Genomic DNA, 18,627 nt, shown 5'->3' on the forward strand with positions numbered 1-18,627 from the left:
GCCACCGACGGCAGCGCCAACCGGACCACCGACGATTGCACCGGTAACCGCACCGCCCACGGCGCCGTTGACCGTGCTCTGCTGGGCCATTGCGCCGGTCGCGAGGAGGCCGATCGCGGCGGAGAGAATGATGAGCTTTTTCATGGTCACTTCCTTATCGGTTGAAGTGGCCGGAGAACGTGGCGGCATCATCTTTCGTTCCGCCTTGATCGGCGCGTAGGACTTCAGTCCTAATAGGACAGCTTGGGATACCAGTGCGGCGCGCGGCCTTCCGGGGTAGAGTCGAGGATCGTCCAGATAGGCATCAGATCGGGTGCGCCGCGCGGGTCCTGGCCGGGGTCGGCAGTGGCACCGCCCATCTCGCCGCTCCAGAAATGCCGCATGGTTCCATCCCGGCGGGTGAACACGTTGAAGGCCGCGTCGTCGCTGCCGTCCTTGCCGATCGCGTGGTAATCCCGGCTGAACTCGCCGCTCGTATCCGAATAGAGCGGCAGATGGTGCCAGCCGCGCTCCCGTTTGAAATCGGTGAGCCGCTGCAGCGGCGAACGTGCGACGACGGCGAACGCGACGCGCTGCCGGATGTCGGGAACCTCGCCGTCCCAGGAGGAAAGCAGCGACGTGCACATCGGGCAGGGCCGCTCGCGCTGCGGACCGAACATATAGCTGTAGATGACCAGCGTTTCCTTGTCGGCAAACAGCTCTTCGAACGAAATCCTGCCGTTCACGCCCTCGAACGTATAGTTCTTCGGCACATGTCCGCCCGGCGGCAGATGGCGTCTCTGCTCGGCAACGCGCTCGATATGGCGACGGAGCTCGATTTCCTCGGCGAGAAGCGCATCCCGCGCCTCCCTGTATGCGGCGCTTTCGTTGGGAAAGTGCACGCCATTCTTTCTTGCAAGTTCGATTGCTGGTGTGAGGCTCTGCATATCCATGACATTCCTCCGTCTGTAATGGTAGGGCAGGAGACTTGGCCTTGCCCCCGCTGATATAGTCGCCAAATTGCGGGCGGACACGGGCTCGCCCACATAAAGGACGTGCGCCGGCGGTCTATTCCGACAGGCGCGCGGGAAAAGTGAACCGGAATTGAGGGAGCAAGATGTCAGGGCGATTTCTGATCGAGGGACCGCAAGACGCGCGTCTCACGATCCTGCTTGCGCACGGCGCCGGCGCGCCGATGGATTCGGCATCGATGACGGCTGCGGCGAAAGCGCTGTCGGCCACGGGTTTTCGTGTCGCGCGTTTCGAATTCGGCTACATGGCGGCGCGCCGTACCTCCGGCGATCGCAAACCGCCGCCGCGGGCCGAGACGCTGAATCCCGAATACAAGGCGGCGATCGCCGAACTCGGTGCGAAGGGACCGCTGATCATCGGCGGCAAGTCGATGGGTGGACGGGTGGCGAGCATGATTGCCGACGAGCTTTACATGGAAGGCAGGGTCGGCGGCCTGCTGTGCCTCGGCTATCCGTTCCATCCTCCGGGCAAGCCGGGGCAGCTCCGCACCCAGCATCTCAAAAGTCTCAAGGCGCCGGCGCTGATCTGCCAGGGAACCCGCGATGAATTCGGCACCCGCGAAGAAGTATCCGGCTACGAACTCTCGAAGGCCATCGAGATCCTCTGGCTGGAGGACGGCGATCATGACCTGAAACCGCGCAAGACGATTTCCGGATTTTCCGCCACCGACCATATGGCAACGATGGCTGAAACCGTATCGGCCTGGGCCGCAAAATTGAAGCTCTGAACGCGGTCCCGTGGCCAGACTCTCGCTGCCTCGGCAGCGCCAATCCGATTCCCGATTTCGGGCTATCGGGACACCCCAAACTTCCCATTTGATGTTACGAACTATTTAGTACAAAATGGTCTCACCGATGCCGGCTCGAAGCGGGAGGTCGCTCGCCGGTGCATCTGAGGAGCCTCTTCGGTCACATTCCGAGGAAATGGGAGGGAGCGCATGAAAACGTCGATAGCCACGGTTTCGATCAGCGGAGAACTGCCCGAAAAGCTGGAAGCGATTGCCAGGGCCGGTTTCGATGGGGTGGAGATCTTCGAGAACGATTTCCTCGCCTTCGACGGCAGCCCCGCCGATGTCGGGAAAATGGTGCGCGATCACGGGCTGGAGATCACGCTGTTCCAGCCGTTCCGCGATTTCGAGGGCATGCCTGCCTCGCATCGGAGCCGCACCTTCGATCGTGCGGAGCGCAAGTTCGACGTGATGCAGGAACTCGGCACCGACCTCGTCCTCGTCTGCTCCAACGTCTCGCCGGTCTCGCTCGGCGGCATCGACCGGGCGGCGGCCGATTTCCACGAACTCGGTGAACGGGCCGCCAGGCGCGGGTTGAGGGTGGGCTATGAGGCGCTCGCCTGGGGTCGACATATCAACGACCACCGCGATGCCTGGGAGATCGTACGGCGTGCCGACCACCCGAATATCGGGCTGATCCTCGACAGCTTTCACACCCTGTCGCGGAAGATCGACATCAATTCGATCCGCTCCATCCCGAAGGACAAGATCTTCATCGTCCAGCTCGCCGATGCGCCGCTGATCGACATGGACCTGCTCTACTGGTCGCGGCATTTCCGCAACATGCCGGGCGAGGGCGATCTGCCGGTGACCGCCTTTACCACCGCGATCGCCGCGACCGGCTATGACGGTTATTTCTCCCTGGAGATTTTCAACGACCAGTTCCGCGGCGGATCCAGCCGGGCGATTGCCGATGACGGCTACCGTTCGCTGATCTATCTCGGCGACCAGGTGCGGCGCAGCCCCAACGCATCGGGCCTGACGGTTCGCGACATGCCCGACCGCGCTTCGGTCAAGGGCGTCGGTTTCGTAGAGTTTTCCTCCGACGAAAAGGATGCGGCCGATCTGGCCGCCATTCTCCGGACGCTCGGTTTCCGCAACACGGCGAAACACAAGTCGAAGAAGGTCAGCCTTTACAGCCAGGGAGATATCCGTCTCCTCGTCAACACCGACGAAAAGGGGTTTGCCAACGCCTCGTTTGCGGTCCACGGCACCTCGGCCTATGCGATGGCTCTCGTCGTCGAGGATGCCGGGCAGGCGTTCGAAAGGGCGGTGGCGCTGGGGGCTGAGCCGTTCCGGCAGCAGGTGGCAAAGGGCGAAGTGGAGATACCGGCGATCCGCGGCGTCGGCGGCGGGCTTGTCTACCTGATCGACGACAAGAGCAATCTCGGCCGCTTTTCCGAGATCGATTTCCAGGCCGTCAACGAAGAGGGCGAAGCCGAGGTGGCGCCGGCGCATCTCAGGCATGTGGATCATATCGCCCAGACGGTCGCCTACGAGGAAATGCTGACCTGGCTGCTCTTCTACACCTCTATCTTCGAGACGCAGAAGACGCCGATGGTCGACATCATCGATCCGGCCGGCGTGATACGCAGCCAGGTGGTCGAAAACGCCTCCGGCACGCTGCGGATCACCTTGAACGGCGCCGAGAACCGCCGCACGCTCGCGGGTCATTTCATCGCCGAAAAGTTCGGGTCCGGCGTCCAGCATCTCGCCTTCCAGACCGACGACATCTTTGCGACGGCCGCGGCGCTGCGCAGGAACGGTTTCAAGCCGCTTGCCATCTCGCCCAACTACTATGGTGACGTCGAAGCTCGCTTCGGCCTTGATGCGGAGCTTTCGGAGCGGCTGAAGGAAGAGAACATCCTCTACGACCGCGACGAGCACGGCGAATATTTCCAGCTTTACAGCATGACCTACGGCGAGGGTTTCTTCTTTGAGATCGTCGAACGGCGCGGTTATCGCGGTTACGGCGCCCCGAACGCCATCTTCCGGATCGCGGCGCTGAAGAGGGCGCTTCGGCCCGAAGGCATGCCGAGGGTTTAAACGGCCGGGGCGGTTCGGTCGTCAACTGGTGATGCCGGGAGGGCCGCGCTCCGCTCGACCTATGGCGGTATCTGGACGGCTCTCGGACAGACGCCGAAATGGCCGCCTTCCATGTGGACGAAGGCGACGCCACCTTGCTCGAAGGCGAGGCGCAGCTGCGCTTCCGTCGCGCGGTGGAGGTCGTGCCGGCTGCCTTCGTAATCGCGAATGGTGCTGCGCGACACGCCTGACCGCTCGGCGAGATCGGTCTGCGTCCAATCCAGAAACCCACGGGCGGCGCGACATAAGGCCGGCGTCAAAATTGCGTTCTTTGCGGCTTGACCCATCTCACCAAACTGCCCATATTGGTCAATATATATCATATATGGCAATTTGGATTCGATTGCTAGATGGAGCATTCGCAGGCATTTTCGCAGCAGGCGCTTGGCGGATGCGCAGCACATAGGAAGGCCGGAGCATTGGGATAACGTCAGGACCATATCTTCTTCTCGTCCTTCTGGTCCTGCCTTTCCTCGGAAGCCTGGTCTCCGTATTTCTGCTGCGAACGCGCTCGCGCGTGCTGCCGTCCTGGGTCGCCGGCGCCACTGCCCTCCTGTCCCTGCTGATCGTCGCGTCCTTCTATCCGAGCGTCACCAATGGCGGCGTACTTCGCTTCGAGGGTACTTGGCTGCCGCAGCTCGGCCTCGACTTCACTCTTCGGATGGATGGTTTCGCCTGGCTCTTCTCCATGCTGATAGCCGGCATCGGCTTTCTCGTGGTCGTCTACGCCCGCTATTACATGTCCGAAGACGATCCGGTTCCACGCTTCTTCTCCTTCCTGCTCGCCTTCATGGGCGCGATGCTCGGCATCGTCATCTCAGGCAATGTCATTCTGCTGTCGGTGTTCTGGGAGCTGACCAGCATCTTTTCCTTCCTGCTGATCAGTTACTGGCACAACAATGCCGCGGCCCGCGACGGCGCCCGCATGGCGTTGACGATCACCGGGATCGGCGGTTTCTGCCTGCTGATCGGCCTGCTGCTGCTCGGCAACATCGTCGGCAGCTACGACCTCGACAAAATCCTCGCCGCCGGTGATGTCATCCGCGGCCATTCCCTCTATGTGCCGGCCCTGGTCTTCATCCTGCTCGGCGCGTTGACCAAGAGCGCCCAGTTTCCGTTCCATTTCTGGCTGCCCAATGCCATGTCGGCGCCGACCCCGGTCTCGGCCTTCCTGCATTCGGCGACCATGGTGAAGGCCGGCGTCTTCCTGCTGGTGCGGTTCTGGCCGGCCCTGTCGGGAACCTACGAATGGTTCTACCTGGTCGGGCTGGCGGGCATCATCACGCTGGTGCTCGGCGCCTATTTCGCGATGTTTCAGCAGGACCTGAAGGGCTTGCTCGCCTATTCGACAATCAGCCATCTCGGCCTCATCACCACGCTCTTAAGCCTCGGCAGTCCGCTCGCGACCGTTGCGGCGATCTTCCACATGGTCAACCATGCAACTTTCAAGGCGTCGCTGTTCATGGCGGCCGGCATCATCGACCACGAGACCGGCACGCGCGACATGCGACGATTGAGCGGGCTTTTCCGGTATCTGCCGATCACAGGCACGCTGGCCATGGTGGCGAGTGCCGCCATGGCCGGCGTTCCTCTGCTGAACGGCTTCCTGTCGAAGGAAATGTTCTTCGCGGAAGCGGTCGAAACCCACGCGGATTCCATCCTCGACCGCATCCTCCCCTATGTGGCGACCCTCGCCAGCGCCTTCAGCGTCGCCTATTCGCTGCGCTTCATTCACACGGTGTTCTTTGGCTCGCCGCCGACGGACCTGCCGAAGCCGCAGCCGCATGAGCCGCCGCGCTGGATGCGCTCTCCGATCGAGCTTCTGGTTGTCGCCTGCCTGATCGTCGGCATCATTCCGGCGATTTCGATCGGGCCTTTCCTGCAAACCGCCGTCGTCAGCGTGCTGGGTGCGCAGACACCGGAATACAGCCTTTCCATCTGGCACGGCGTCAACCTGCCGCTGATCATGAGCGCCATCGCACTTGTCGGCGGCACGCTGCTCTATCTCTCGCTCCGGAAATATCTCGCGACCTGCGAAGACGGCCCGCCCATCCTGCGCAACCTGAAGGGCCAGCGCATCTTCGAGCGCATTCTCGTGGAGGTGTCCTGGCGCTGGGCCCGCACGCTCGAACGGCGCTTCGGCACCCGAAATCTGCAGCCTCAGCTCCGCTGGGTGGTGGCGACCGGTTTCCTCGCGGGGCTCCTGCCGCTCTATCTCTCCGGTTTCGAAACGCGCGAAATCGCCTTTTCCGGCATCGATCCCGCCTTCGCCGCGATCTGGCTGCTCGGCATCTGCCTTGCCTTCGGCACCGCCTATCTCGCCAAATACCATCGCCTTGCAGCCCTCGTCATGCTCGGCGGCATCGGGCTGATCGTCTGCATCACTTTCGTCTGGCTCTCGGCGCCGGATCTCGCCATCACCCAACTCCTCGTCGAAATCGTCACCACCGTCCTCATCCTTCTCGGCCTGCGCTGGCTGCCGAAACGGACGCAGGGGATGGCCGAGTCGATCACGCTGCGGGCCCGCTTCCGCCGCTTCCGCGACCTGGCGCTCGCCGTCGTCTGCGGCATCGGCATGACCTTCATCGCCTATGCCGTCATGACCATGCCGGTGCCCGATGCGATCGCCAACTACTTCCTCGAAAACGCCTATTCGCAAGGCGGCGGTCGCAACGTCGTCAACGTCATCCTGGTGGATTTCCGCGGCTTCGACACGCTCGGCGAGATAGCAGTGCTCGGCGTCGTGGCACTGACGGTGTTCGCGCTGCTTCGCCGTTTCCGCCCGGCCGATGACAGCATGGACTTGCCGGAACAGCAGCGCATCCAGAACCGTTTCGACGAGGATCGTCCCGAGCGTTCGGCCGGCGATACGGTGCGTGACTACCTGCTCGTCCCCTCGGTCATCATGACCTGGCTGTTCCCGGTGATCATCACCTTCGCCGTCTATATCTTTATGCGCGGCCACGATATGCCGGGCGGCGGTTTTTCGGCCGGGCTGACGCTGTCGATCGCGTTCCTGCTGCAATATCTGGCCGGCGGCACGCGCTGGGCGGAAGATCGCCTGCGCATTCTGCCGCTGCGCTGGATGGGGGCGGGCCTACTGACCGCGGTTTCGACGGGCATCGGCGCCTGGTTCTTCGGTTACCCGTTCCTGACCTCGCATTTCCTGTATGTCGACCTGCCGCTGATCGGCAAGATGCCGGCCGCCACCGCGCTGCTCTTCGATCTCGGCGTATTCTCGCTGGTGGTCGGCTCCACGGTCCTCATTCTTGTGGCCCTGGCGCACCAGTCGATCCGCATCAACCGCCTGCGGGCGATCGATGCAGCGCGGGCGGAGGAGGGCTGATGGAACTTGTTCTTGCCACCGCGATCGGCGTGATGACGGGCTGCGGCGTTTGGCTGATCCTGCGCCCGCGCACCTATCAGGTCATCGTCGGCCTCTCGCTTCTTTCCTATGCCGTCAATCTCTTCATCTTCGGCGTCGGCGGCGTGAAGACCAATGTCCCGCCGATCCTCGTCGATGGCGTTCCCACTTCGACGCTCGCCGATCCGGTGCCGCAGGCGCTGGTGCTGACGGCCATCGTCATCGGGTTTGCGACGACGGCGCTGTTCCTCGTCGTGCTGCTGGCCTCCCGGGGCTTGACCGGTACCGACCATGTCGATGGGAGGAACGAGCCGAAATGAATGGCTGGATCCATCACCTCATCATCGCGCCGATCCTTGTGCCGCTGGTCGCCGCCGCACTCATGTTGTTCTTCGACGAGCGCCAGCGTGTCGTAAAGGCGATGATCAGCCTCGCATCGACCCTGATCCTGGTCGCCGTCTCGCTCACGCTTCTGCGGATCGAAAGCGGTCCAAGCGAATTCGACGGCGTTTATCTGCTCGGAAACTGGGCGGCGCCGTTTGGCATCGTGCTGGTTCTCGACGCGCTGTCGGCGCTGATGCTGCTGCTGACCGCGCTGCTCTCGGTCGCCGCGCTGGTCTTCTCGTTCGCCCGCTGGCATGCGGTTGGCGCGCATTTCCACACCATGTTCCAGCTGCTGCTGCTGGGTTTGAACGGCGCCTTCCTCACCGGCGACCTGTTCAATCTCTTCGTCTTCTTCGAGGTGATGCTGGCGGCATCTTATGGATTGCTGCTGCACGGCTCCGGCCCGCTGCGCGTCAAGGCGGGCATGCATTATATCGCCGTCAATCTTGCCGCCGCACTTCTGTTCCTGATCGGCGTCAGTCTGATCTACGGGACCGCCGGCACGCTCAACATGGCCGATCTTGCAGCCCGCATCCCCGATATCGAGCCGGACCGGCGGATACTGATGGAGGCCGGCGCCGGCGTGCTCGGCATCGCCTTCCTCATCAAGGCGGGCATGTGGCCGCTCTGCTTCTGGCTGCCGACCGCCTATAGCGCCGCCTCGGCCCCGGTCGCCGGCATATTCGCGATCATGAGCAAGCTCGGCATCTACATCATCCTGCGGCTGACCATGCTGCTCTTCGGCGAAGGACCATCCGCCGGTTTCGGCGCCGATGTGCTTCTCTACGGCGGCATCGCGACCCTGATCTTCGGCACGATCGGTGTGCTGGCGTCGCAGGCGCTAGGACGGCTTGCAGGTTTCTCGGTCCTGGTCTCTTCCGGCACGCTGCTGATGGTGCTCGGCATCAATGACGGGGCGATCTCGTCCGGCGCGCTGCTCTATCTCGTCAGCTCGACGCTGACGATCAGCGCCTTCTTCATGCTGATCGAACTGGTCGAGCGCGGCCAGGACGCCGGTGCGATTGTCCTTGCCGTAACCATGGAAGCCTATGGCGACGCGGACGAGGATGAGCCGGAGGAAGGTGACGGCGTCACCATGCCGGGTACCATGGCGATCCTCGGCATCTGCTTTGCGGCCTGCGGCATCCTGCTGTCCGGCCTGCCGCCGCTCTCCGGCTTCATCGCCAAGTTCGCGATGCTATCGGCGATGATGGGGACCGGGGCGATCGGCGTACCGCCGACGGCGGCCGTCTGGGTTCTGGTCTTTCTCGTCATCCTCTCCGGTATTGCAGCGCTGATTTCGATGACGCGCGCCGGCATCCGCACCTTCTGGAGTTCGCTCGAAGGTACCGTGCCGCGCGTCCTCGTCATCGAGATCGTGCCGGTGATGTTCCTGCTGTTCCTGACGCTTGCGCTCACCGTCCAGGCCGGACCGGCGATGCAGTATATGGATACGACGATCCGCAGCCTCAGCAATCCGCGGATCTATATCGATGCGGTGCGCAAAGCGGCGCCTATCCCTGACTACGACGGCGCTGCGTCGACCGAAGCAGGGGGCAAATGATGCTGCCCTATCCGCTGCTCACATTGTCGCTGGTCCTGATGTGGCTGCTGCTCAACGGCTTCACGCCCGGCCATCTGGTGCTCGGCATCCTGGTTGCCGTGTTCGCGTCGTGGGCGATGGCATCGCTGCGCCCGGACAAGCCGCGGCTCGGCAAATGGTACCTGCTGCCGAAACTGTTCAGGATCGTACTCTACGATATCGTCAAATCGAACATCGCGGTTGCGCTGATCATCCTCAAGGCCGGCCGCCGCAGCCACAATCCCGGTTTCCTGACCGTCGAGCTGGATATCGAGAACCATACCGCAATCGCGGTTCTGGCCGTCGTGCTGACCAGCACGCCGGGATCAGCCTGGCTGGAGTATGATTCAAACGACAAGACGGTGTTGCTGCATATCCTCGATCTGGGCAACGAGGCGGAATGGCATGACACGATCAAGAACAGATATGAGAAGCTGCTGATGGAGATATTCGCATGAGCGCCATCATTCTCTTCAGTGCGGTCTCGCTCGCCCAGCTGATGCTGGCGGCGGCGATGGCGATCGCCTCGGTGCGCATGTTCCGGGGCCCAAGGGCACAGGACCGGATCATCGGCCTCGATACGCTCTACATCAACGCCATGCTGCTGCTGGTGACCTTCGGCATCGGCACGGGCCGCGTGATCTATTTCGAGGCGGCGCTGGTCATGGGGATGCTGGGCTTCGTGGCGACCGTAGCGCTTGCGAAATTCCTGATGCGCGGGGAGGTGATCGAATGATGCAGGCTGCCGCCGACATGCCCGTATGGGCCGCCATCGCGGTCGCGTTTTTCCTGCTGGTCGGTTCCGGCCTTGCGCTGATCGGCGCGATCGGCTTCCTGCGCCTGCCGACCTTCTACGAGCGCATCCATGCGCCGACGCTCGGCACCAGCTGGGGGATCGGCGGTGTCATGCTGGCCTCGATGATCTTCTTCACGGTTTCGTCGGGGCGCCTCGTATTCCACGAGATCCTGATCGGCATCTTCGTGACCGTGACGACGCCGATCACCTTCATGCTTCTCGCCCGCGCAGCCCTTCACCGCGATCGGGCGGAGGGGAACGGCAATGTTCCCGACAAGCAGAACAAGAGCCAGATAGCCAAGGGTGTTTCGGACGAGAGCGAGTCCTGGAACTGATAGGTTCCGCCGAGCCTCCTGTCGGCAATCAAACCGCAGAACGCATCCGCACCATCACCACCCAAGTCCTTGCCGACGACGCAAGCAGATCACCACCCGCGCATCCGATATTTGAGGTGGTCCGGGAGCCATCAATTATGCGATCAATTGTGCAATGCAGCGTTCAGACCGAATTTCGAGCGGAAGGGCGCCGGCAAAGACAGTCGACAATGTGCGGTTCGGAAATTTCGCCTGAAAGCACGGGAAAATTGCAGCTAGGATAACTAACTACCGTAAATGGAATGCTACAGATATCTCCGGTCCTCAAGTTGCGGCGCAATATCCGTTTTTCCTGATGACAGACTCACTGAGCAACAATATACCGTCAATCCAGGACTAACTATCGGACGTCATGGATGAAGACCTGGAAGCCTGACCTGACCCGCAGCCGCTCCCCGCGATACATGGCGATCGCCGATGTCATCGAGATGGACCTGAGGAGCGGCAACCTCGTCGTCGGCGACCGTTTGCCGCCGCAACGCGAGTTGGCAAAGGTGCTCGACGTCGATTTCACCACCGTGGCGCGCGGCTATCTGGAAGCCCAGAAGCGGGGTCTGGTCAGTTCGCATGTGGGACGCGGCACATTCGTGACCGGCGGCGCTGATAAGGAACGCCGGGGTTTCGTTTCCGAGGCCGCGCCGGATCCGCGCCGGGCCTCGATCGTCGATTTTTCGATGAACATGCCGCCGGAGCCCGATGATCCGGAACTGATCGCGCGAATGCGGGAAGGGCTCACCGCAGTCGCAACCAATCTCCTGCCTTTGCTGCGGTATCAGGGTTTCGGCGGTGCCGGCATGGACAAGGAGGCCGCCGCGGTTTGGCTCAGCCGGCGCGGCCTGGTTCCCTCGCAGGAGCGCATTTTCATCACTCCCGGGGCGCATCCGGCGCTGTTGGCGATCTTCGGTGTCTTGGCAAAACCGGGCGAGACGGTGCTGTCGGAAAACATCACCTATCCGGGCATGCGGTCGATAGCCGCCCAGCTGCGATTGAACCTCGTCGGCCTGCCGATGGACGAAGACGGCATTCTGCCGGCAGCCTTTGCGGAAGCCTGCGAGATGAACAAGCCGAAGGCGCTTTATCTCAATCCGATCCTGCAAAACCCGATGACGCTGACCATTCCGGAGCGGCGTCGGGAGGAAATTTGCGCAGTGGCACGCAAATACGGTGTGCCGATCGTCGAGGATGATGCCTATGGCTTTGTCCCTCTCCACGCTCCGGCACCGCTCGCGGCGATGGCTCCGGACCTGACCTGGCATATTGGCGGGCTTTCGAAATGTATCGGCGCCGGCCTCAGGCTCGCTTATGTCGTCGCCCCGGATACCAAGGCGGCGTGGCCGTTCGTCAGTGCCATGCGCGCCAACAACGTCATGGCGTCGCCGTTGTCGGCAGCGCTCGCCACCCGCTGGATCGAGGACGGCACGGCCGACAGCATGCTGCAGTTTATCCGGGCGGAAGCGGCGGCCCGCCAGGCGCTGGTCGCAGGTATATTGCCAAGGGGCAGCTATCGCGGCGACCCGCTCGGCTTCAACATCTGGCTGCCGTTGACCGAGGGCTGGACCCGCTCGACGTTCGGCAGCCACATGCGCTCCGCCGGGATCGGTGTCGTGGCGAGCGATGCCTTCACCGTCGACGGGCCGGCTCCTGAAGCGGTGCGCGTGTGCCTCGGCGGTCCCATCCAGCGGCCGGCGCTCAAGGCCGCTCTGGAATTCATGGGGCACGCGCTGGAGACCTCACCCGAAATGGCCGGCTCCTTCTTCTGATCTCTCCTCTTCCCGCGATCCGTGACCGGAATGCCCTGCGGCATTCTGGCCAATCGACGTATTGAATGCATCAATCTATATAAATGACTGCACTCAATAGTCGATTTGATCGCTTTGTTTCCAAGGACGATGATCATGGATCACGAATGGCCTCCTCTCCCTCCCATGCAGACCGGCATCCGTGGGCGTTGCCCGCGCTGCGGTCAGGGGCATCTGTTCAACGGCTTCCTAACGCTTGGCCGGAAGTGCGAGGCCTGCGGATTGGACTATTCCTTCGCCGACCCCGCCGACGGCCCCGCCTTTTTCGTGATCTGCTTCGCCTGCGTGCCAAGCGTGCTTCTCGGCGTCTGGCTGGAAGTGCAGTTCCAGCCGGCCTGGTGGGTTCACCTGCTGGTGACATTGCCCTTCATGCTGCTGACCTGTATTCCGCCGCTACGGCCGCTCAAGGGTTGGCTGGTGGCGAGCCAGTATTTCTACAAGGCGGAAGAAGGAAAGCTGGTGAGGCGGGCCAGCTGAGTCCTGTCATTTCACGAATTGACTGGATCTCCGAGGAAGCTTGTCAGTTCCCGCGCGGCTGCGCCACCCGCGCGGTTCGCGCCGATCGTCGAAGCGGATGGGCCGTAACCGACGAGGTGAATTCGCGGGTCCTTGGCGACCTGCGTCGCCAGCCGGCCGGTCATGAAGATGCCGCCACCCGCCTCGCGCAGTTGTAGCGGGGCAAGATGATCGAGCGAACTGCGAAAGCCCGTGCACCAGAGGATTACATCAGCCCTTTGCTCGGAACCGTCCGGCCAGCGAATTGCATGTTCGGTGATCTCGGAAAACATCGGCAGCCTTTTCAGCGCGCCCCGTTCGCGCGCCGCCTCGATCGCCGGCGTGACGGGCAGGCCGGTCACCGAAACCACTGAACCCGGCGGAAGGCCCTGGCGGACACGATCTTCCACGAGCGCCACGGCGGCGCGTCCCGCCTCCGGCGTGAACGGCTCGTCGCGGAATTGCGGTTCCCGTCGCGTGACCCAGGTAGTCGAGGTGACGCGGGAGATCTCGTCGAGCAACTGGATCGCCGAAATCCCGCCTCCGACCACGACGACATGCTGGCCGGCAAATTCCTCGGCAGTGCGATAATCCCGCGTGTGGAGCTGCCGCCCATGGAAACGGTCAGCGCCGGGATAGTCGGGAATGTAGGGTGATTCCCATGTGCCGGTGGCATTGATCAATCCCCGTGCCGAAAAGGCGCCGCGGTCGGTTTCGACCCTAAACCGATCGCCCCTCGGGCAGACGACCGTTACCTTGACGGGACGATGAACGCGCAGATCGAAGGCGGCTTCGTAGGCCGCAAAATATTGCGGCACGGCAACCGACGCCTTAACCAGATTGGCTGACGTATCGACCACCTCGTCGAACCGCATTCCGGGGAGGTCATGGACGCGGTTGGCGGTGGCGAGCGTCAAAGAAGGCCAGCGAAACTGCCAGGCACCGCCCGGCTCCGGAGAGTGGTCGAAGACCACGAAGTCCCTGTCCGGCGCAAGGCCGAGCTTACGCAGGTGATAGGCCGAGGACAGGCCCGCCTGACCCGCTCCGATCACGACGATATCCACCTTGATCGCCACGCGGGCATGATCGGGTTTGTCGTCGGCGGGTTGATCCAGTTCGGAGTCTGCGGCCATGCGGAATATCGATGCCAGTGACGGGTCAGGGAGCGGGTAGACGAGGCTTATACGTCCGCGAAAGACGCTTCAAGCAAAACGGGCTGCCGGTGCGTCGGGAATTGCCACGCCCAATTCATGTGGGGACGCCCACGGCCGAGCGCCGCCGGTGCTCGCTCTGGTCGCCGGACCTGTGCCATAGTGCGGTCCTTCCGACGAAAGCGATTCCATGCCACCGACCCCAGACCGCATCGATCCCCTGTTTGACAGACAAGGCACGAGAAACCCGCTCGACGTGCTGAAGCGCGTTTACGGCTATTCGTCATTCCGGGGCAAACAGGCTGCGGTCGTCGAACAGGTCGTATCGGGCGGCGATGCCGTGGTGTTGTTTCCGACCGGCGCGGGCAAATCGCTCTGCTTCCAGATCCCCGCCCTCTGCCGCGATGGCGTCGGCATCGTCGTTTCGCCGCTGATCGCGCTGATGCGCGACCAGGTGGAGGCGCTGAAGCAGCTCGGGGTGCGGGCCGCCGCCCTCAATTCCTCGCTGACGCGCGAAGAATTCGTCGATGTTCGCCGGGCGATCATCAATGGCGATCTTGATCTCCTCTATGTGACACCCGAGCGCATTGTCACGCCGGCCTTCAAGGATATGATCGGCAATGCGAGGATCGCATTGTTTGCGATCGACGAAGCGCACTGCGTCTCGCAATGGGGTCACGACTTCCGCCCGGAATATCGCGAGCTTGGCCATCTCGCGGAATATTATCCGGGCGTGCCGCGCATGGCGCTGACAGCGACCGCCGATCCGCATACCCGTGAAGATATCATCGACAAGCTCGCTCTGCGCTCGGCCGAGGTGTTCACGACCTCCTTCGACCGACCGAACATCGCCTATGAAATCGTCGAGCGAGACCAGCCGCGCCAGCAGCTCCTGCGTTTCCTGTCCCGCCACAAGGGGTCGAGCGGCATCGTCTATTGCCTGTCGCGCGCCAAGGTCGAGGATACGGCAGAGTGGCTGAACGGGCAGGGTATTCGGGCACTCGCCTATCATGCCGGCATGGACCGCAGCATGCGCGATGCTAACCAGGACGCTTTCCTCAAGGAAGAGGACCTTTGCCTGGTCGCGACCGTCGCCTTCGGCATGGGCATCGACAAACCGAACGTGCGTTATGTCGCCCATCTCGATCTGCCCGGTTCGGTCGAGGCCTATTATCAGGAAACCGGCCGCGCCGGCCGTGACGGCCTGCAGTCCGACGTCTGGATGGCCTACGGCATGGCCGATGTCATCCAGCGCGGCCGGATGATCGACGGCGGCACGTCGGGCGACGATATCAAGCGCGTCGAGCGCGCCAAGCTCAATGCGCTGCTCGGCATCTGCGAAACCCCCGGCTGCCGGAGACAGGCGATCCTGGCTCATTTCGGCGAGGCGCATGGCGGGCAATGTGGCAACTGCGACACCTGCCTCAAGCCGGTCGAAACCTGGGATGGGACGGAGGCCGCCATCAAGGCGCTGGCGGCAATCTACCGGACTGGCGAGCGTTTCGGCACCGGCCACCTGATCGACGTGCTGCTCGGAAACCGCAACGAGAAGACCACCCGCTTCGGCCATGCCGACATGCCTGTCTTCGGCGTCGGCAAGGATATTCCGTCGAAGACCTGGCAATCGGTCTATCGCCAGCTCCTCGCCGCCGGCTTCGTCAGTGTCGATCATGAGGCGTTCGGCGCGCTGAAACTGGAAGAGGGCGCGCGCGCCGTCTTCAAGCGCGAACGCGAGGTCCGTTTCCGCAAGGACCGCCCGACGACCGGCAAGGCATCGCGAAGCGCGTCGCCAAGTGCGGCAAACGCAAGATCCACGCTGGAAGGGGCCGAGGCAGAACTCTTCGAGGCACTGCGCGTCGCGCGCCTGGGGATCGCCAAGGAGCTTTCGGTGCCGCCCTATGTCGTCTTTCCGGACACGACACTGGTCGCCTTTGCGACCGCCCGCCCGACGAGCCGCGACGCGCTGCTCGGCATTTCCGGCGTCGGACAGTCGAAGCTCGAGCGGTACGGCGACGCCTTCCTGGCGGTGATCCGGGCGCACGACAGGTAAGCAGGCCGCCTGTGCGTCAGTAGAAAGTTGAGTGGAACGGTGTGATCGCAGCGCCCATCGCCGATGCGTCGCTGGCGATCTCCGAAATGATCAGTTTTGGACTGGGGCGCGGTACGCCATAACGAGGGCGTCCGAAAATCTCCGTCCGGTCGATCATCATCTGCGCCAGGTCCGGCGGTACCTGCCCGCCGAAGACGATCGCCTGCGGATCGAAGATCGCCGAGATGGCATTGACCAGGCGATTGTAGGCCGGCGTGATTTCGTTCACCCATTCGGCAACACCTGGCCATTGCGGGTCGAAATGCCGGCGCATGTAAGTGATGGAGGGCACATCGACGCCATTGCGAACAAGCCGCTCGATGAGCAGCTGTAGCGCTGGTCGCCGCTGGTTTTCCTCTTGGTTGTAGATGCCTGAAAACTCGCCGGCATTGCCATTGCCGCCCAGCAGCAATTCGCCGTCGCTGACCAGCCCGCCGCCGAAACCGTAGTTGAAGCTGAGATAAGCGAAATGCTTGACGTAGCGGCCGGCACCGAACATCGACTCGGCGATGGCACCGGTATTGGCGCCGTTGTGCACCCAAACCGGCTTGCCGAAAAACTCCGCCAGCAGCGGACCGAGTTCGATCAGCGACCATTCATGCAGCGGCAGGGGCGCGTTGTAGCGGGTTCCTCCGACATGATAGCCCGCTATTGCAAAGCCGATGCCGAAAAGAGCCTCCGGGGACAGGTCGTTGAGCTTCTGTGCCTCCACGAGCCGTGTCCTGACCAGATCGAGAGACTGCGCCATCGTGTGTTCGCGCAGCGTCACGCTGCTTTCGGAGAGGATATTGCCGGCAAGGTCCATCAGGCAGATGCCGATAACGTCGGTATTGACCGAGATGCCGCAGGAATAGGCGTAGCGGGCGTTGAGGCGGATCGTCGGGCTCGGCTGCCCGCGGCCGACGCCAGGTTTTGGAGAGCCGAGCAAGACGATGCCGCGTTCCGCCAGCTGGTCGATGATCCGATAGACCGATTGCTGGGTGAGGTCAGTATGATCGGTCACTTCGGAGCGGGAGAGACCGGGGTGACGCCAGATGAGTTTGAGCAAGCTGCGCTCGTTCGGCGAAACGACGCCACTTTCACCTGCGCGCAGGAATTGGGGCGGGATCAGAGCTTCGGGAAAATAGGCCACTGATCCACCTCCGTCGCCAACAATTACCATCGAGGTGTAATAATTGCGGTTGTATGTCGCCGTCTACCTCGCGTTTTCCTTTGCTTAGATGGAAATGCCCTGCGCGGCAAGGGTTTCAGCTCGTCATTTAATTGTTACACGTAAAGTGTAATAATGCCGCGTTCCGATGCCGATCCCACTCGGCCGATCATCCCAACAGGCGAGGGCAATGATGAAGATTTCCATTCTGGCGGCGGCTGTCGCCCTGATGGCGGGCGCGTGTTCCGCGCAGGCCGCCAATATCGAGTTCTGGTACGGCAATACCGGTCCTGTCGAAACCGCGATCAAGGCCCAGTGTGATGCTTTCAATGCCGCACAGACCCAGCACAAGGTCACCTGTGTCGGCCAGGGCAGCTACGAAGTGTCGATGCAGAAGGCGATTGCCGCTTATCGCGCCAAGAACCACCCGGTGCTGATCCAGTTCTTCGACGCCGGCACGCTCGACCTGATGCTGTCCAACGCCGTCGTGCCGGTCCAGGAAATCCTGCCCGACGTCAAATGGGACAATTACATCGCCGGCGCCCGCGCCTATTACGAAACGTCCGGCGGCAAGCTGTTCGCGCAGCCCTACAATGCCTCGACGCTGCTGTTCTACACGAACAAGACCGAACTCGAAAAAGCCGGCATCACCCAGACCCCGACCACCTGGGAAGAAGTGATCGATGCGGCCCGCAAGCTCAAGGCTGCCGGCCATGCATGCCCGTTCGTCACCGATGGCGATACCTGGCGCGTGCTGGAGCAGTTCTCGGCCCGCCACGGCCTGCCGATCGCTTCAAGGCACAACGGTTATGACGGCCTCGACGCCGAATACGTCTTCAACACCACCTTCGTCGCCAAGCATCTCCAGAACCTGGTGGATTGGCGCAAGGAAGGCCTCGTCAAGCTCAACGCCGATACCAAGGCCGGCAATTACACCGCCGCCTTCAACGCCGGCGAATGTGCGATGATGGAAGGCTCCTCGGGCTCCTACGCCGCCTCCACCAAGGCCTTCGACGGCAAGTACCAGCTCACCGTCAACATGGCACCGATGTACAAGGGTTACGAGCGCCACAACACGCTGGTCGGCGGCGCCTCGATCTACGTCATGAAGGGTCATGACCAGGCTGAAGTCGATGGCGCCAAGGCCTTCCTCGACTTCCTGCGCAAGCCGGAACAGCAGATGGCGTTTACCGCTGCGACCGGCTACGTCCCCGTCACCAACGACGTGCTCGACGCGATCAACAAGAGCGGCGACGCCAAGGCTGCGAAATACGCAACCGCTGCCATCGGCATCGAGTCGATGAACCAGCCGCCGACCGCCGACAGCCGCGGTATCCGCCTCGGCTTCTACGTGCAGTTCCGCGAAATCTTCATGGAAGAGACCCAGAAGGCATTTGGCGGGCAGCAGACCATGCAGGTCTCGCTCGACAACGCCAAGAAGCGTGGCGACGAATTGCTGCGCCGCTTCGAGCAGACCTACAAGGGCGTCAAGCTGCCTTGATCCAAGCTTGATCGGCGCGGGCGGGACACAAGTCCCGTCCGTGCCGGTCCCTCACTGCG

16 protein-coding genes are annotated in these 18,627 nt (G+C 62.6%); 12 read left to right on the forward strand and 4 right to left on the reverse strand.

Annotated features, from left to right (window positions below):
- Window positions 1–230: 230 nt before the first annotated feature.
- A complete protein-coding gene (locus tag MOV63_RS17680) occupies window positions 231–932 on the reverse strand; it encodes a DUF899 family protein (protein WP_247035281.1) in 702 nt (233 codons plus the stop codon).
- Between the two features lie 164 nt (window positions 933–1,096).
- Here MOV63_RS17680 and MOV63_RS17685 point away from each other — a divergent pair, with 164 nt between their 5' ends.
- Window positions 1,097–1,738 carry an alpha/beta family hydrolase gene (locus MOV63_RS17685; RefSeq protein WP_247035283.1) on the forward strand — a complete coding sequence of 214 codons (642 nt, stop codon included), beginning with the start codon at window positions 1,097–1,099 and terminating at the stop codon, window positions 1,736–1,738.
- 210 nt (window positions 1,739–1,948) lie between these two features.
- On the forward strand, window positions 1,949–3,844 hold the full coding sequence (locus MOV63_RS17690) for a bifunctional sugar phosphate isomerase/epimerase/4-hydroxyphenylpyruvate dioxygenase family protein (RefSeq protein ID WP_247035285.1): 1,896 nt from the start codon (window positions 1,949–1,951) through the stop codon (window positions 3,842–3,844).
- A 59-nt stretch (window positions 3,845–3,903) separates the two neighbouring features.
- On the opposite strand, the gene MOV63_RS17695 is transcribed toward MOV63_RS17690, so the two are convergent.
- Entirely contained in the window at window positions 3,904–4,215 is a 312-nt protein-coding gene (locus tag MOV63_RS17695; RefSeq protein WP_247035342.1) for a helix-turn-helix domain-containing protein, read from the reverse strand.
- A gap of 92 nt (window positions 4,216–4,307) precedes the next feature.
- Here MOV63_RS17695 and MOV63_RS17700 point away from each other — a divergent pair, with 92 nt between their 5' ends.
- The 8 genes from MOV63_RS17700 (at window position 4,308) to MOV63_RS17735 (ending at window position 12,659) form a co-directional block, all read left to right on the forward strand.
- On the forward strand, window positions 4,308–7,229 hold the full coding sequence (locus MOV63_RS17700; protein ID WP_247035344.1) for a monovalent cation/H+ antiporter subunit A: 2,922 nt from the start codon (window positions 4,308–4,310) through the stop codon (window positions 7,227–7,229).
- Window positions 7,229–7,567: a Na+/H+ antiporter subunit C gene (locus MOV63_RS17705; protein ID WP_046606177.1), complete on the forward strand. Its 339-nt coding sequence runs from the start codon at window positions 7,229–7,231 to the stop codon at window positions 7,565–7,567. The genes MOV63_RS17700 and MOV63_RS17705 overlap by 1 nt, the downstream gene beginning before the upstream one ends.
- Window positions 7,564–9,195, forward strand: a complete 1,632-nt coding sequence (locus MOV63_RS17710; RefSeq protein WP_247035287.1) for a monovalent cation/H+ antiporter subunit D — start codon at window positions 7,564–7,566, stop codon at window positions 9,193–9,195. Before MOV63_RS17705 ends, MOV63_RS17710 begins: the two co-directional genes overlap by 4 nt.
- Entirely contained in the window at window positions 9,195–9,671 is a 477-nt protein-coding gene (locus tag MOV63_RS17715; RefSeq protein WP_247035346.1) for a Na+/H+ antiporter subunit E, read from the forward strand. The genes MOV63_RS17710 and MOV63_RS17715 overlap by 1 nt, the downstream gene beginning before the upstream one ends.
- Window positions 9,668–9,949: a K+/H+ antiporter subunit F gene (locus MOV63_RS17720; RefSeq protein ID WP_037084596.1), complete on the forward strand. Its 282-nt coding sequence runs from the start codon at window positions 9,668–9,670 to the stop codon at window positions 9,947–9,949. Before MOV63_RS17715 ends, MOV63_RS17720 begins: the two co-directional genes overlap by 4 nt.
- The gene (mnhG, locus tag MOV63_RS17725; protein WP_247035289.1) at window positions 9,946–10,344 is read left to right on the forward strand and encodes a monovalent cation/H(+) antiporter subunit G; all 399 of its coding nucleotides are present in this window, start codon (window positions 9,946–9,948) and stop codon (window positions 10,342–10,344) included. Before MOV63_RS17720 ends, mnhG begins: the two co-directional genes overlap by 4 nt.
- A 395-nt stretch (window positions 10,345–10,739) precedes the next feature.
- On the forward strand, window positions 10,740–12,143 hold the full coding sequence (locus tag MOV63_RS17730) for a PLP-dependent aminotransferase family protein (protein WP_247035291.1): 1,404 nt from the start codon (window positions 10,740–10,742) through the stop codon (window positions 12,141–12,143).
- Between the two features lie 132 nt (window positions 12,144–12,275).
- Window positions 12,276–12,659, forward strand: coding sequence for a DUF983 domain-containing protein (locus MOV63_RS17735; protein ID WP_151046178.1), 384 nt, complete (start codon window positions 12,276–12,278; stop codon window positions 12,657–12,659).
- Window positions 12,660–12,670: 11 nt separating this feature from the next.
- Here the strand turns inward: MOV63_RS17735 and MOV63_RS17740 are convergent, their stop codons facing one another.
- Window positions 12,671–13,810 carry an NAD(P)-binding domain-containing protein gene (locus tag MOV63_RS17740; protein WP_247035292.1) on the reverse strand — a complete coding sequence of 380 codons (1,140 nt, stop codon included), beginning with the start codon at window positions 13,808–13,810 and terminating at the stop codon, window positions 12,671–12,673.
- A gap of 208 nt (window positions 13,811–14,018) precedes the next feature.
- On the opposite strand from MOV63_RS17740, the gene recQ reads away from it, so the two are divergent.
- Window positions 14,019–15,878 carry a DNA helicase RecQ gene (gene recQ / locus MOV63_RS17745; protein WP_247035293.1) on the forward strand — a complete coding sequence of 620 codons (1,860 nt, stop codon included), beginning with the start codon at window positions 14,019–14,021 and terminating at the stop codon, window positions 15,876–15,878.
- Between the two features lie 16 nt (window positions 15,879–15,894).
- On the opposite strand, the gene MOV63_RS17750 is transcribed toward recQ, so the two are convergent.
- On the reverse strand, window positions 15,895–17,049 hold the full coding sequence (locus MOV63_RS17750; RefSeq protein ID WP_038542331.1) for an ROK family transcriptional regulator: 1,155 nt from the start codon (window positions 17,047–17,049) through the stop codon (window positions 15,895–15,897).
- A 211-nt stretch (window positions 17,050–17,260) separates the two neighbouring features.
- On the opposite strand from MOV63_RS17750, the gene MOV63_RS17755 reads away from it, so the two are divergent.
- The gene (locus MOV63_RS17755) at window positions 17,261–18,568 is read left to right on the forward strand and encodes an extracellular solute-binding protein (protein WP_247035348.1); all 1,308 of its coding nucleotides are present in this window, start codon (window positions 17,261–17,263) and stop codon (window positions 18,566–18,568) included.
- Window positions 18,569–18,627 lie beyond the last annotated feature (59 nt).

The sequence above is a fragment of the Neorhizobium sp. SHOUNA12A genome, assembly GCF_023006505.1.
Lineage (GTDB): Bacteria > Pseudomonadota > Alphaproteobacteria > Rhizobiales > Rhizobiaceae > Neorhizobium.

Excerpts from the sequence above, each read along its gene's own strand:
- MOV63_RS17685 (WP_247035283.1), top strand. The coding sequence starts at position 1,097 with ATGTCAGGGCGATTTCTGATCGAGGGACCGCAAGACGCGCGTCTCACG.
- MOV63_RS17715 (WP_247035346.1), top strand. The coding sequence starts at position 9,195 with ATGCTGCCCTATCCGCTGCTCACATTGTCGCTGGTCCTGATGTGGCTG.
- MOV63_RS17740 (WP_247035292.1), bottom strand. The coding sequence starts at position 13,810 with ATGGCCGCAGACTCCGAACTGGATCAACCCGCCGACGACAAACCCGAT.
- MOV63_RS17710 (WP_247035287.1), top strand. The coding sequence starts at position 7,564 with ATGAATGGCTGGATCCATCACCTCATCATCGCGCCGATCCTTGTGCCG.
- MOV63_RS17730 (WP_247035291.1), top strand. The coding sequence starts at position 10,740 with ATGAAGACCTGGAAGCCTGACCTGACCCGCAGCCGCTCCCCGCGATAC.
- recQ (WP_247035293.1), top strand. The coding sequence starts at position 14,019 with ATGCCACCGACCCCAGACCGCATCGATCCCCTGTTTGACAGACAAGGC.
- MOV63_RS17690 (WP_247035285.1), top strand. The coding sequence starts at position 1,949 with ATGAAAACGTCGATAGCCACGGTTTCGATCAGCGGAGAACTGCCCGAA.
- MOV63_RS17720 (WP_037084596.1), top strand. The coding sequence starts at position 9,668 with ATGAGCGCCATCATTCTCTTCAGTGCGGTCTCGCTCGCCCAGCTGATG.
- MOV63_RS17680 (WP_247035281.1), bottom strand. The coding sequence starts at position 932 with ATGGATATGCAGAGCCTCACACCAGCAATCGAACTTGCAAGAAAGAAT.
- MOV63_RS17755 (WP_247035348.1), top strand. The coding sequence starts at position 17,261 with ATGAAGATTTCCATTCTGGCGGCGGCTGTCGCCCTGATGGCGGGCGCG.
- mnhG (WP_247035289.1), top strand. The coding sequence starts at position 9,946 with ATGATGCAGGCTGCCGCCGACATGCCCGTATGGGCCGCCATCGCGGTC.
- MOV63_RS17705 (WP_046606177.1), top strand. The coding sequence starts at position 7,229 with ATGGAACTTGTTCTTGCCACCGCGATCGGCGTGATGACGGGCTGCGGC.